Source organism: Variovorax sp. WS11 (genome assembly GCF_010499245.1).
GTDB lineage: Bacteria > Pseudomonadota > Gammaproteobacteria > Burkholderiales > Burkholderiaceae_C > Variovorax.
Genome location: NZ_JAAGOW010000001.1, coordinates 3,189,210 through 3,201,374, shown reverse-complemented (window position 1 = coordinate 3,201,374; position 12,165 = coordinate 3,189,210). Strand labels below are relative to the sequence as shown.

The 12,165-nt window shown below is 70.5% G+C and carries 12 protein-coding genes; 3 read left to right on the top strand and 9 right to left on the bottom strand.

Going from position 1 to position 12,165, the window contains the following annotated elements; genetic code table 11:
• Window positions 1-6: 6 nt before the first annotated feature.
• The 6 genes from GXN78_RS15830 to GXN78_RS15805 form a co-directional block, all read right to left on the bottom strand.
• Entirely contained in the window at window positions 7-759 is a 753-nt protein-coding gene (locus GXN78_RS15830) for a PhaM family polyhydroxyalkanoate granule multifunctional regulatory protein (RefSeq protein ID WP_106556386.1), read from the bottom strand.
• A 68-nt stretch (window positions 760-827) separates the two neighbouring features.
• A complete protein-coding gene (locus tag GXN78_RS15825; protein WP_106556387.1) occupies window positions 828-1,328 on the bottom strand; it encodes a copper chaperone PCu(A)C in 501 nt (166 codons plus the stop codon).
• A 26-nt stretch (window positions 1,329-1,354) separates the two neighbouring features.
• Window positions 1,355-3,682: a TonB-dependent receptor gene (locus tag GXN78_RS15820; protein WP_106556388.1), complete on the bottom strand. Its 2,328-nt coding sequence runs from the start codon at window positions 3,680-3,682 to the stop codon at window positions 1,355-1,357.
• Window positions 3,683-3,782: 100 nt separating this feature from the next.
• Window positions 3,783-4,136: a DUF2946 family protein gene (locus GXN78_RS15815; protein ID WP_106556389.1), complete on the bottom strand. Its 354-nt coding sequence runs from the start codon at window positions 4,134-4,136 to the stop codon at window positions 3,783-3,785.
• A 10-nt stretch (window positions 4,137-4,146) separates the two neighbouring features.
• Window positions 4,147-5,262, bottom strand: coding sequence for a TraB/GumN family protein (locus GXN78_RS15810; protein ID WP_106556390.1), 1,116 nt, complete (start codon window positions 5,260-5,262; stop codon window positions 4,147-4,149).
• Entirely contained in the window at window positions 5,263-6,510 is a 1,248-nt protein-coding gene (locus GXN78_RS15805) for a cystathionine gamma-synthase family protein (RefSeq protein ID WP_106556391.1), read from the bottom strand.
• Window positions 6,511-6,563: 53 nt separating this feature from the next.
• Here GXN78_RS15805 and GXN78_RS15800 point away from each other — a divergent pair, with 53 nt between their 5' ends.
• Together GXN78_RS15800 and GXN78_RS15795 are read left to right on the top strand one after the other, a co-directional pair.
• A complete protein-coding gene (locus GXN78_RS15800; protein ID WP_106556392.1) occupies window positions 6,564-6,977 on the top strand; it encodes a VOC family protein in 414 nt (137 codons plus the stop codon).
• Between the two features lie 4 nt (window positions 6,978-6,981).
• Complete coding sequence (locus GXN78_RS15795) at window positions 6,982-8,151, top strand: hypothetical protein (RefSeq protein WP_239142730.1); 1,170 nt, start codon at window positions 6,982-6,984, stop codon at window positions 8,149-8,151.
• A gap of 12 nt (window positions 8,152-8,163) precedes the next feature.
• Here the strand turns inward: GXN78_RS15795 and GXN78_RS15790 are convergent, their stop codons facing one another.
• The 3 genes from GXN78_RS15790 to GXN78_RS15780 are packed head-to-tail and all read right to left on the bottom strand — an operon-like array spanning window position 8,164 to window position 11,161.
• The gene (locus tag GXN78_RS15790; protein WP_106556394.1) at window positions 8,164-9,138 is read right to left on the bottom strand and encodes a tripartite tricarboxylate transporter substrate binding protein; all 975 of its coding nucleotides are present in this window, start codon (window positions 9,136-9,138) and stop codon (window positions 8,164-8,166) included.
• 41 nt (window positions 9,139-9,179) lie between these two features.
• Window positions 9,180-9,410 carry a DUF2783 domain-containing protein gene (locus GXN78_RS15785; RefSeq protein WP_106556395.1) on the bottom strand — a complete coding sequence of 77 codons (231 nt, stop codon included), beginning with the start codon at window positions 9,408-9,410 and terminating at the stop codon, window positions 9,180-9,182.
• Complete coding sequence (locus tag GXN78_RS15780; protein ID WP_106556396.1) at window positions 9,407-11,161, bottom strand: FAD-dependent monooxygenase; 1,755 nt, start codon at window positions 11,159-11,161, stop codon at window positions 9,407-9,409. The genes GXN78_RS15785 and GXN78_RS15780 overlap by 4 nt, the downstream gene beginning before the upstream one ends.
• 74 nt (window positions 11,162-11,235) lie before the next feature.
• On the opposite strand from GXN78_RS15780, the gene GXN78_RS15775 reads away from it, so the two are divergent.
• Complete coding sequence (locus GXN78_RS15775) at window positions 11,236-12,015, top strand: LuxR C-terminal-related transcriptional regulator (protein ID WP_106556397.1); 780 nt, start codon at window positions 11,236-11,238, stop codon at window positions 12,013-12,015.
• Window positions 12,016-12,165 lie beyond the last annotated feature (150 nt).

Sequence of the window (12,165 nt, the reverse complement as noted above, 5' to 3'; positions counted from 1 at the left end):
TGGAAATCAGCGCTCGCGCGTTCGCTTGGCGCTCGTCGTCTTCTTGGCCGCGGCCGGCGCCTTCTTCGCGGCAGTGGTCGCCTTGCGTGCCGGCGCGCGCGCGGGCGCGCCCATGGCCTGGCCGACCGCCTCGGCCAGCGGCTGGGCCGCGGCGGGCATCTTCATCTGCGAGGCGTCCTTCAGGGCCGAACTGGCGATCTGCTGGAACTGCTGCGTGAGCGCGCCCCACCACTGAAGCGGGTCCACCACGCCGCCATTGGCGGCCTGCGGCGCGGCGGGGCCGTTGGATCCCTTGGCCTTGGCTGCGCGCTTGGGCGCCGGCACCTCGGCCGCCTCCTCCGGCTCGGCGGCTTCTTCGGCTTCCGGCTCGGGCGCCGGGGCCTGCGCGCGGGGTGCAGGTTCCGCCGAGGCGGCCGGGGCCGGCGGCGTCGCGGCCGACCGCGTGAAGGCGTTGGCCAGGTCTTCCATGCGCAGGTTCATGCCGCGCAGGGTCGACAGCGTCATCTTCTGCACCTCGAGCGCCTGGATGGTGGCCTTGAGCGCATGGCCGTTCTGCTCCAGCCAGTACTGCACGGTCTTGAGCTCCTGGATGCGCTTGTCGACCTCCTCGACGCTGAGCGTGGGCGCCACCCAGCTCGACAGGCTGGGCATGCCGGGCACGGCGCTGCTCCCGCCGCCCGACGCGCCGCTCGCAAGACTCTGGAGAAAGTCGAATCCCGGAACGAACTGGCTGAAGGCGAAGGGCTTGGCGTCGCTCATGGGCGGTCTCCTGCGAGGGGGTTTTTGTGTCTGGGCAGCTTACTCCATGCGCAGGGCCCTGGGGCCTCTCAGTGCTTGTGCGCGCCGCTCGCGGGCGCGACGGGACCGGCCAACACCGGCACCTTCAGGTCGAGCGTGCTCTTCTGCCCCTTGGCATCCTCGAAGCGCAGCGTCAGCGGCACGGTGCTGTCCTTGGCCAGGGGCTGCTTCAGGTCCATGAGCATCAGGTGATAGCCACCGGGCTTGAGCTCGACGGTCTGCCGGGCGGGCAGCGCGAGCCCGCCCTCCACCGCACGCATGCGCATGGTGTCGCCTTCCATCTTCATCTCGTGGACCTCGGCCACGCCGGCCACGGGCGTGGAAGCGCCGACCAGGCGCGCGCCCGCGGGTGCGTTGAGCTTCATGAAGGCGCCGGTGCCGCTCTGGCCGGGCACCGAGGCGCGGACCCAAGCATCGCGCACATCGACTGCCGCGGCGCCGGGCGCGGGCGCCTGGGCCAGCGCGCTGGCAGCCCCCGCGAGCAGGAGGACGGCGGCGAGGCGCCGGGGTAGAAATGGCTTGTAGTTCATGGCATGGCTCCTTGGCGAAGTGTGAATCAAAGGTCGAAGCGGAGTTCAGCGCTGTAGGTGCGCTGGGGGTAGGGGTGGAAGTTCCAGTACTGCTCGTTGTTGGCGTTGTCGATGCCGAAGGCGGCCGACCAGCGCTTGTCGATGCGATAGACGACGCGCAGGTCGACGGTGAAGTACTTGCTGGCGCCGAAGTAGGCATTGGCGTTGACGTCGCTGTTGTCCAGGTTCGAGTACTGGCGTCCGCTGTAGCGCGCCGCCACGGTGAAGGCCCAGCGTGCATCGGGCTTGTAGGTGGCGTAGACCGTGGAGCGCCAGCGCGGCACGCGCGGCTGCCACTTGCCCACGCTGGCCGGGAAGGCGGCGTTGGCCACGATCTTCGAATCGGCGTAGGTCAGGCTGCTGCCGAGCTCCAGCCCTTTGATGAACACGTCCTGGCCGGTGTAGGCCAGCTCCAGGCCGGTGGTGCGCACCTTGTCGACGTTCTGCACGCGCGAGACGGTCGAGTTCGGGATGAGCTGGTTGTAGAGCGCGTCCTTGGTGGTCTCGTGGAACAGCGTGGCGCGCGCCAGGCCGTTGCCCAGGTCCTTCTCGGCCGAGAGCTCGCCGGTCCACGATTTCTCGGGCTTCAGGTTCGGGTCGTTGATGAAGGAGAGCGTCCCGCCCGAGGTCGCGCCGTAGAGCTCGCCCACGGTCGGGTAGCGTACCGCGCGCCCCACCGAGGCCTTGAGGACCGTGTCCTTCGTCAGCTGGTATGCGAGCGCGGCCTTGGGCGACAGGTCCGATTCGCTGCGCGCGGCGTAGACCTGCGAGCTGGCTGCCGTGGCGGTGAAGCCGTCCTTGGCCTGCCAGTGCTCGTAGCGCAGGCCGAGCACGGTCTTCCATTGCGGCGCGAAGCCCCAGCTGTCCTGCACCCAGGCGCTCTGCGTCTGCGTGCGGCCGCCGACATTGCTGACGGCGGACCCGGGCACGGCCGGCCCGTCCAGCCAGCTGCCGAGGACGTTGTTCTTCGCGATGGCCAGCTTGTACGCATCGCGGCCGACGCCGAAGTCGACGATGTGCGCGCCGCCCACGCCCTGCGGCCGCCAGGTGCCCTTGGCGGCGAGCGTGTTCCAGCCGGTGCCGTCCTGGTCCTGCAGCGTGCCGGCGCCGCCGACCGCCGCCAGGGGCAGCGCGACGGTGGGCGCGCGCTGCTGGTCCTTGGCGTAGTCGTACAGGCTGGCCGCCACCTCCCAGTCCCACTCGCCCCGCGTATTGCTCTTGACCGAGAGGCCGTGCATGTAGTGCGTCTGGCGGTCGTTGGTCAGGGGAAAGGCGGTCGGTGCCAGCGTGTAGCTGCGCCCGCCGATGTTGACCGGCCCGCTGTAGACGGGCTGGCCGGCCGCGTTGACCAGATAGCTTTCGGGCCGGCCCTCCGAGCTGTTCTGCCACCAGCCCAGCGTGTAGGTGGCACGCACGGTGGGCGAGAAGTCGTAGGCCAGCTTGAGCTTGGCATGGTCCTGCACCGTGTGGTACGCGGTGCCGGTGCCCAGGATGTACCAGGGGGTGTTGGTGGTGTTCAGGCCCGGCACCGCGCCAGAGACCGGTGTGCCGCCGCGGCCCGGCGCGCCCGAGGCGATGGTGGCGGTGGTGAAGGTCAGCGGCTGGCCGCGGCTGTCGGTGCGGTTGATGTCGATCCACCAGGACCAGTCGCCGCTCTTGCTGCCCAGCGAGGCGCTGGTCTGCCAGCCGTCGAAGGTCTTGTGCGTGTTATAGAGATCGAAGGGCTGCGAGAAGTAGCCGGCCTTCACATGCGCCTCCAGCTGGGTCGGCATGCGCGTCACGTAGTCCACCACCGCGCCGGCCGAGTTGCCGGGGTAGGCGGCGGAGAAGGGCCCGTACATCACGTCCACGCGCTCGATCTCCTCGGGCGTGACCAGGCCCCAGCGCGGCGCGTAGTTGGTGCCATTGGCGATGCCGTTGCCCAGGTAGTTGGACAACAGGATGCCGTCCGCATAGACCGCTGAGCGCGCGCTGTTGCCGGCGCCCGAGGCGCGGGTCGAGAGGATGGCGTGGTTGTAGTCGCCGATGTAGCGCTTGCGCACCAGCAGGCTGGGCAGGTACTTGAGCGCATCCTCGCTGTCGGTGGCGTTGACGCGGGTCTCGATCTCCTCGCGCGTCACGCCTTCGATGGTGGTGGGAATCTGCGTGGGCAGCGAGGTCGGCTGGCCACCGGTGACGGTCACGATGCCGAGCGATTTGATGCGCTCGGGCGCCTGCTCGTCGACAGGGGCCGAGGGGGTCTGGGCGAGCGCAGGCCCGGCCAGCCACGGGAAAGCTGCGCCCACGGCGAGCGACAGCACGGTTTTCTTGTTCATGGGGAGCGCTCCTCGGCGCCGCTGGGCGCCGGTGCATTGCAAGGAGATCCGCGAGCGAGCGCCGGACCGGCGCACCCTCGCTACGAGATCGACAGCAAGCTCAGAGCGTGGGCGGCCCGCGCGCGGGCAGCGGGGCCGCGGTGGCCGCGGCGATGCGCGCGGCCGGGATGGGCTGGACCGCGTGGGCCAGCGGGAGGGGATGAGGCTGTGCCGCCACTGGCGCCGGCGGCGGCGCGCCGGTCAGCAGGCACAGCGGACAGTCCATGTGGGTGGCGCCCAGTTCCTGCGCGCCGTCCTCGCCCTGGACCACCACTTTGATGGCACCGACGCTGGAGCACACCAGCTCCAGCGCCTGCGGATGCACGATCGGCGAGGCGATCGCCGCGCCCAGCGACAGCGCGAACCACAGCAGCACGAGGCGGCCGAGGTGGTGGGCGTGGCGCAGGCAGGACATGGGGTGGCGATTATCGGCCAGATGGCGTGGCGCCAGCTTCGACGGGCTCGGCCCGAGGGGGTGGAGAAGCGGCAACCGGCGGGGCCGCGGCAACCGGCGAGGCAGCGGCGGCGGATGGAAAGGCCGCGGCAGGAACCACCGGCGTGACGCGGAAACCGCGCGCCGCCAGCAGCGCGGGCAGGCCCGTCGGCCCCACCATGTGCAGCGCGCCGACCGCCCCGAACACGCGCTGCCCCTGCTCGTGCAGCCGCGCGATGCCCTCGGCCAGGCCCGGGTTGCGATCGTCCAGCAGCCGCTGCAGCGCGCGCCTTTCGGCCGGCGTGCGGAGGCACTCGCACCATTCGGTGTAGCTGTCGAGCCGCGGCCAGTCGTTGCGCGCCCAGGCCTGCGCCAGTTCGTTGGCCTGCGCGCCGGCCTGCCCCGACTCGAGCTCGTCGAGCGCCTGGTCGACCTGCTCGCCCTCCTCCGCCTCGGAATCGCCGGCCAGCATCTTCAACTGCGCCGCGGCGCTTTCGAGCGCCACCACCGGCTTGCCGCGGGCCCGCGCCAGGGCCGAGAGAAAGGCCTCGCTGCCGAAGTCGCCGTAGAGCCCCCCGGCGCGCGCCGCCAGCATGGCCAGGGTCGTGACCTGCAGGATCGGCCGGAGGCTGGCGAGCGCTCCCTCGGGCAGGCAGGCCGCGGCCACCTGCCGGTCCAGCCGGCGCCGGCGCTCGGGCGTCAGCAGACGCGCGCTGGCATCAGGGTCGGCCGGCGCGCTGAACACGGCCACCGTGGCGGGGTCCTCCAGGTCGAGCTCGAGCGCCAGGGTATCGCTCTGCATCAGCGCGCGCAGCACGCGGCGGCCCGGGATCATCCATTCGGCCTTGCCCAGGTGCATGGTGCCGTAGAGCCAGGAGCGCCGGCCGTCCTTCTCGATGCGCCACAGCAGCCCGCGGTCGGCGCCCGAGGCCATTGCGCGCGACAGGGCGGCCGGGGAGAGATCGGGTACGGGCGCCGCGGGTGGACAGGCAACCGGCGCCCCCGCTTCGCCGGCCGCGAACACCGGCGCGGCGCCTGCGCAGAGGCCCGCGAGGGCCAGCGCGCGCAGGGCCCGGCGCCAGCCGGGCAGAACGGCACCGGGCTTCATTCAGCCGTCCAGCGCCGCCGCGAAATCGGCGATCAGCTCGCTCTCGCGCTCCAGGCCGACCGAGACGCGGATCAGCCCCTCCGCAATGCCCATCTCGGCGCGCTTCTCGGGCCCGGCCTCCCAGAAGATCGTGGGCGCGACCGGAATGATCAGCGTGCGCGTGTCGCCCATGCCCGTGGCCTTGACCGGGATCTGCAGCCGGTCGATGACCGGGATGCAGGCCGCCGGATCGCGCAGCTCGAAGGACAGCAGCCAGGCGCCCGCGCCGAACAGCGCGCGCGCCATCGCGTGCTGCGGGTGCGATTCGAGCATCGGGTAGTACACGCGCGCCACGGCCGCGTGGGATTCCAGGAAGCGGGCCAGCGCCAGCGCGGTCGCACTGGTCTGCGCCACCCGTAGCGCCAGCGTCTCGGCGCCCACGGCGATGCGGTGCGCGTGGTCCGAGCTGAGGGTGCCTCCCAGGTCGCGCAGGCCCTTCTTGCGCAGCTGCGTCAGGCCCCACTGTTTCGCGTCGCCCTGGCGATAGCCCTCGAAGATGTTCGGATAGGCCTGCCAGTCGAAAAGACCGGTGTCTGTCACCGCGCCGCCGAGCGCATTGCCGTGGCCGGCGATGGTCTTGGTCAAGGAGTTGAGCGACAGGCTGGCGCCCACCGTTCGGGGCCGGAACAGCGCGGGCGAGCTGATGGTGTTGTCCACCACGTAGACCAGCCCGCGCTCGGCGCAGAGCCGGCCGATGCCCGGCAGGTCAGGCACCTGCGTGCCGGGGTTGGCGATGGTCTCCACGAAGACCATGCGCGTCCCGGGCCGCAGCACGGCGGCCACCGCATCGGCCGAGGCCGCGTCGACAAGGCTCACCTCGACGCCCAGGCCCTGCAGGGTGCCGAGCACGCTGTGGGTGTTGCCGAAGAGATGGCGGCTCGCCACCAGGTGATCGCCCGCGCGCAGCAGGGTCAGGAACACCGCCGACACCGCCGCCATGCCGGTCGCAAAGGACACGGTGCCCACGCCCTCCTCCAGCGCCGTGATCTTGGACTCCAGCGCCGCCGTGGTCGGCGTGCCCTGGCGCGCGTAGTTGAAGCGGTTCTTCAAGCGGCCCTGGAACACGCCGATCAGGTCCTCCACTCGCTCATAGCCATACTGAACCGAGGGATTCACGGCCATGTGGACGCCGCCCTGCTCGGCGCCGAAGCGGCGGTCGGCGTGCAGCAGCCGGGTGATCGGATCGGGGGTGTCGGGAGGCGCGCTCATGGTGTTTGTATCCACAGGTTTCGGGACGGCGGCAGCACCGCTATGCTCTTCGCATGCGCAGCATATTTCACCTCGCCTTCAACGTCCGCGATCTCGACGAGGCCCGGCGCTTCTACGGCAATCGCCTCGGTTGCGCAGAAGGCCGCAGCACCGACACCTGGGTCGACTTCGACTTCTTCGGCCACCAGATCTCACTGCACCTGGGCGAGCCCTTCGCCACCGCCCGCACCGGGCATGTGGGCGACGTCCTGGTGCCGATGCCCCACCTGGGCCTGATCCTCGAACTGCCCGACTGGCAGGCCCTGGCCGAGCGCCTGGAAGGGGCCGGCACCGAGTTCGTGTTGAAGCCGCAAGTGCGCTTCGAAGGCCAGCCGGGCGAGCAATGGACGATGTTCTTCTGCGACCCTTTCGGCAATCCCATCGAGGTCAAAGGCTTCCGCTCGCTCGATAGCGTCTACGCCACCTGAATCCATGTTGTCCATGTTCCCGCGCCCGGCCGCTCTCGCAGCCGCGCTGCTCGCCCTGCTGCCGCTGGGCGCGCAGGCGGTGCAGGACTGCGAGCTCAACGGTCAGAGCGTGAACCCGGCCAACGGCAACACCACGGCCGGCAAGACCGGCTTGATGCGCTGCAAGGACCGCGACAGCGGCGAGCTGATGCGCGAGCAGCAGCTCCAGAACGGCGTCTTCATGGGCCTGGTGCGCTACTACGAGAAAGGCAAGCTGCTGAAGGAGCACAGCGTCAACGCCCGCGGCAACATGGAAGGCCCGGCGCGCGAGTTCTCGCCGGCCACCGGTCGGGTGCTGCGCGAGGCGGTGTACGAGAACGGCCACGAGACCGGCCTCACGCGCAGCTTTCATCCCAACGGGCAGCTGCGCCGCGCCACCTTCTACGCCGAGCCCGGCGAGCGCGCCTACGCCGAATTCACCGAGCGCGGGCAGCTGTCCGGCCTGCGCTGCGGCGACAAGCCCCTGCTGGCGCCGGCGGCCGACGATGCGAAGCTGTGCGGCTTCGTCGGCAACACCCCCTCGCAGGTCGAGCTGTTCGATGGCAAGGGCATCCTGCGCACGCGGCTCGCCTACCTGGCCGGCAAGCGGGTGCGCAGCGAAGAGCTCTACGACAACGGCAAGCCCTCAATGCAGGACGAGATCAGCGGCACCCAGCGCATCGAGCGGCGCTGGTCGTCCGAGGGCGTCAAGCGCCGGGAGATCGTCTACCTGCTGCTCGAGCGCGGCGCGATCAAGCGGCGCGAGCAGGAGTTCTCCGAGAAGGGCCTGCTCGTGCGCGACCAGCGCTGGAGCGCCGCCGGCGAGCCTCTGTCCGACGAGAGCTACTACCTCAACGGCCAGCCGCGCAGCAAGGCGGTCTACGGCGAAGGCAACGAGGCGCGCACGGTCGAGATCACCGAGTTCCACGACAACGGCGAGCGCGCCGCGCTGGGACGCTTCGCCGTCGTGAGCCGCTTCCGCCAGATCCCGATCGGCCTGCACCAGCGCTTCAACGACAGCGGCAAGCTGCGCGCCGAGTCGAGCTACGACGACAAGGGCCGCGTGACGCGCGAGCGCAGCTGGGACGCCGACGGCAAGCTGGAGCGCGACGACGAAGTCTTCGAGGACGGCTCCCGAAAAGCCTACGCAAGGTAGGCCTGCGAGTTCTCAATCGAGCTTGATCCCGGCCGACTTGATGATCGGCCCCCAGCGCTTCGACTCCGCGCGCGAGAGCGCCGCGAACTGCTGCGGCGTGCCCGGCATCGCCTCCATGCCGAAGTCGCTGAAGCGCTTCTGCACCGCGGGCACGCCGAAGGCGCGGTTGAGTTCCGTGTTGAGCTTGCTCACCACCGGCGCGGGCAGGCCGGCCGGGCCCAGGATGCCCTGGAAGGCGAACACTTCGGTGTTGGGCACGCCCACTTCGGCCAGCGTCGGCACATCGGGCAGCAGCTTCGAACGCGCGCCCGAGCCGATGGCCAGCACCCGCACCTTCTGGCCCTGCATGATCGGCAGACCCGAGGCGAGGTCGAGGAACATGCAGGGGACCTGGCCGCCCATCACGTCCGCCATCGCCGGCGCCGCGCCGCGGTAGGGGATGTGCGTGATGAAGGTGCCGGTGCGGTTCTTGAACATCTCCATCGCCAGGTGGTGCGGCGAGCCGTTGCCGGGCGAGGCGTAGTTGACCTTGCCGGGATTGGCCTTCACGTAGGCCAGGAAGGCCTTGAAGTCCTTGGCCGGGAAGTCAGGGTGCACCACCAGGGCGAGCGGGAACTTGCCGATCGCGCCGATGTAGCTGAAGTCCTTCTCGGGGTTGAAGGGCAGCTTGCTGAACAGGTACTCGTTGAAGGCCAGCACCGCGTTGTCGGCCGACATGATGGTGTAGCCGTCGGGCTTGGACTTGGCGACCAGGTCGGCGCCGATGTTGGTCGAGGCGCCGGGGCGGTTGTCGATCACGATCTGCTGGCCCAGCGTCTGTCGCATGGCCTCGGCCAGGGTGCGCGCGATGACGTCGGTGCCGCCGCCGGCGGGATAGGGCACCACCCACTTGATGAGCTGCTCGGGGTAGTTCTGCGCGCGCGCCCACGGTGCGGCGGCGGCGGCCGCGGTGGCGGCGAGGGTGGTGAGCAGGGTTCTGCGGTCCATCGATGAAGTCTCCTGGGGTTGTGATTCAGTGGGCGAGGGAATCAAGCCGTTCCGGCGTCGGCCGGTACTGCGGACAGCGAAGGCACTGGCAGGTCGCGCAGCGCTTCGGCGAGCGCGGCACGGCAACGCGCCTCGTCGCCGATCTGCTCGAACAGCAGCAGGACGAGCCGTGCGAGGAAGAGCGATTCTCGCTCGGCACCGGCTTCGCTGATGGCGTTGGCGCATTCGGCGTAGAGCCGGTCGCGGGCTTCGAGCGTGAGGGCGGCAGTCATTGGAGTACCTTCGCCTTCGGCTGCGGAGCGAGCGCCGATGCGCGCGCGAGCGCCTCGGCCAACGCACCCGGCGGCACACGGCGCCAGCGCGCGGCCACATGGCCGTCGGGCCGCAGCAGGTAGACCGCGCCTTCCTCTGCGCCCAGCGCCTCGAACACCGCGGCATGTTCCGCAGCAGGCGGCAACACGCGCAGCACCGGCTGCAAGGGGCCGGCCTGCGCGGCGGCGAGCTCGGCCTCGAAGCCGGCGTCCGGGCGATCGATGTTGAGCAGGAGCACGGTGAACTGCGACCCGACCCAGTCGGTGAGATGAAGCCCGGGCCCCAGCGGCTGTTCGGGCAGGGTCTCGCCAGGCCGCGGGCCGGCCGTGAGCATGTCGCTCTCGCTGGACAGCGCGGATTCGTAGCTCACGGCCTGCGTCTGCCGCGGGTTGATGAGGTTCGCGATGCCGCGCTGCACGCCCGAGAGCGACAGCGCCGCCTCGCGCAGCAGGTCGAAGCCGCGCGAGGGCGGCGACATGAACTCGGTGCTGCGCATCGCGCTCTCGGCATTGATGTGGAAGGCCGCGATGCGCTCCTGCGAGTAGCTGTCGAGCAGCGACGCGTCCGACACGCCACGCGCCACCAGCGCCAGCTTCCAGGCCAGGTTGTCGGCATCGTCGAAGCCGGAGTTGAGCCCGCGCACGCCGAAGATCGGCATGGCATGCGCGGCATTGCCGGCGAACAGCACGCGGCCGTGGCGGTAGCTCGAAAGCGTCATCGCGCCGGCGCGGTAGACCGAGGTCCAGACCGTCTTCCAGGGCAGGTGGCCCTCGCCGATGGCGTCGAGATGGCGCTGCACGAACTCGGCCACCGCGGCGGGCTGCAGCGCCTCCTCGGTGCTCTGGCCGGCGCGCAGCTGGTAGTCGATGCGCCAGATGTCGTCGGGCTGACGGTGCATCAGCACCGTCGAGCCGGGGTTCCACGGCGGGTCGAACCAGGCGCGGCGCTCCGTCGGGTGGTTGCTGTGGAGCTCGATGTCGATGATCACGTAGCGGCCTTCGTAGGCCGTGCCCTCCAGGTTGAGGCCCAGCGACTTGCGCACGAAGCTCTGGCCGCCGTCGCAGCCCACCAGCCATTGCGCATTCAAGGTGTACGCGCCCAGGGCATTGCGCGCCTGCAGCACCGCCCCCTCGGCATCCTGCGTGAAGCCGGCGAGCTCCGTGCCCCAGCGGATGTCGATCAGGCCCGGCGCCGCTGCATTGCGGCGCACGATCTCGTCGAGCAGGTACTGCTCGATGTAGTACTGCTCGAGGTTGATCATCGGCGGCAGCTTCTGCCGCGCGTCGTGCGGCATCTCGAAGTGGAACACCTCCTCGGTCTTGTAGAAGCTGCGCCCGCCGGTCCAGGCCAGGCCCTTGGCCAGGAAGGCCGGCAGCGCGCCCAGGCGCTCGACGATCTCCAGGCTGCGGCGCGAGACGCAGGCCGCGCGGCTGCCGACGCAGACCGTGTCGTCGGCTTCGAGGATCACGCTGCGCAGGCCGTGGTTGGCCAGGCCCAGGGCCAGCGCCATCCCGACCGGCCCGCCGCCTGCGATCACGACGGGATGGCGGCCGGCTTCGACGCCGTCCTCGAGCGGCGGCAGCGTGGGTGCGAAGCGGGTGTAGCGGAAATCGCCGACCGGCGGCGGCAGGTCGCCCGCCGCGGGCGGCAGCGGACCGGTGGCGGCATCGCCGGGGCGCGCGGCCGGAGGGGGCAGTACAGCGGTGTTCATGCGAAGGGATTGTCCCGATGCCTTCGGAGCGCCGATGTCCTAACTTCGTACGAAGTGTTAACCCCGAGACCCCCATGAGGCGCTGGCCCCTGCGCAGCGCTGAAGCGCCTACGTTCGCGGCCCCCGTGGTCAGCGGCGTGCTCGCCGGCATCGGCACGCCGCACTTGGCGGCCAGCTACCTGGGCGCCCTGCATCGGGTGCTGCCGGTCACCTTCTGCACCGTCTTCGCCGTGAGCGCCAGCGGCCGCATCGAGACCGTGTCGGCCGCCAGCAGCTACGGCAGCACGGCAGAGCGTACGGCCGAGCGCTACGTGGCCCAGCGCTTCGACCGGCTCGATCCCAACATGGTGTGGCTCGCCGGCCGCAAACTGCCCAAGCGGCCCCAGCTCTGGATGGGCCACCAGGTCGCCGAGGAGGTGGCGGACCCGGCCTACCGCGCGGCCTGCTACGGCGACGTGGGCATCCGCGAGCGCGCCTCGGTGCTGCTGCTGTTGCCCACCGGGCAGCGCACGGCCGTGAGCTTCTACCGCAGCCTCGCGCAAGCAGAGTTCGATGCGCGGGACTTCGCGCTGCTCGAGGCCCACGCCACCCTGCTCGCCGACGCGACTCTTGCGCACGGCCGCAGCGCGATGGCGGCGCGCGAGGCGGCCGAGCCCAGCCTGGGCACGCGCCTGCTGGCCCTGAGCCTGCGCGAGCGCGAGGTGATCGGCCACCTGCTGGCCGGCCGGACCGCCAAGGAGACGGCGCGCGAGATCGGGATCGAGCTCACCACGGTGCGGACCCATCAATACCGGGCGTTTCGGCGGCTGGGGATACGGAGCCTGAAGGATCTCCTGCGCGGCGCTTCGACCTGACGTGTCGTCAAAACCGGAAATCTGCGACGTGTCATTGTCCTCATGTCGCCGCCAATGACACGAGCCCACGGTCATGTCGCCAAAATCAAAAAACAGCGACACGTTCCGTTGACGTGGCGTCGCCAGCGACATATGCTGAACTCATGTCGA

What these genes read in the sequence shown, in the direction of transcription:
- GXN78_RS15830 (WP_106556386.1), bottom strand. Translation starts at nt 759, where the DNA reads ATGAGCGACGCCAAGCCCTTCGCCTTCAGCCAGTTCGTTCCGGGATTC.
- GXN78_RS15825 (WP_106556387.1), bottom strand. Translation starts at nt 1,328, where the DNA reads ATGAACTACAAGCCATTTCTACCCCGGCGCCTCGCCGCCGTCCTCCTG.
- GXN78_RS15820 (WP_106556388.1), bottom strand. Translation starts at nt 3,682, where the DNA reads ATGAACAAGAAAACCGTGCTGTCGCTCGCCGTGGGCGCAGCTTTCCCG.
- GXN78_RS15815 (WP_106556389.1), bottom strand. Translation starts at nt 4,136, where the DNA reads ATGTCCTGCCTGCGCCACGCCCACCACCTCGGCCGCCTCGTGCTGCTG.
- GXN78_RS15810 (WP_106556390.1), bottom strand. Translation starts at nt 5,262, where the DNA reads ATGAAGCCCGGTGCCGTTCTGCCCGGCTGGCGCCGGGCCCTGCGCGCG.
- GXN78_RS15805 (WP_106556391.1), bottom strand. Translation starts at nt 6,510, where the DNA reads ATGAGCGCGCCTCCCGACACCCCCGATCCGATCACCCGGCTGCTGCAC.
- GXN78_RS15800 (WP_106556392.1), top strand. Translation starts at nt 6,564, where the DNA reads ATGCGCAGCATATTTCACCTCGCCTTCAACGTCCGCGATCTCGACGAG.
- GXN78_RS15795 (WP_239142730.1), top strand. Translation starts at nt 6,982, where the DNA reads ATGTTGTCCATGTTCCCGCGCCCGGCCGCTCTCGCAGCCGCGCTGCTC.
- GXN78_RS15790 (WP_106556394.1), bottom strand. Translation starts at nt 9,138, where the DNA reads ATGGACCGCAGAACCCTGCTCACCACCCTCGCCGCCACCGCGGCCGCC.
- GXN78_RS15785 (WP_106556395.1), bottom strand. Translation starts at nt 9,410, where the DNA reads ATGACTGCCGCCCTCACGCTCGAAGCCCGCGACCGGCTCTACGCCGAA.
- GXN78_RS15780 (WP_106556396.1), bottom strand. Translation starts at nt 11,161, where the DNA reads ATGAACACCGCTGTACTGCCCCCTCCGGCCGCGCGCCCCGGCGATGCC.
- GXN78_RS15775 (WP_106556397.1), top strand. Translation starts at nt 11,236, where the DNA reads ATGAGGCGCTGGCCCCTGCGCAGCGCTGAAGCGCCTACGTTCGCGGCC.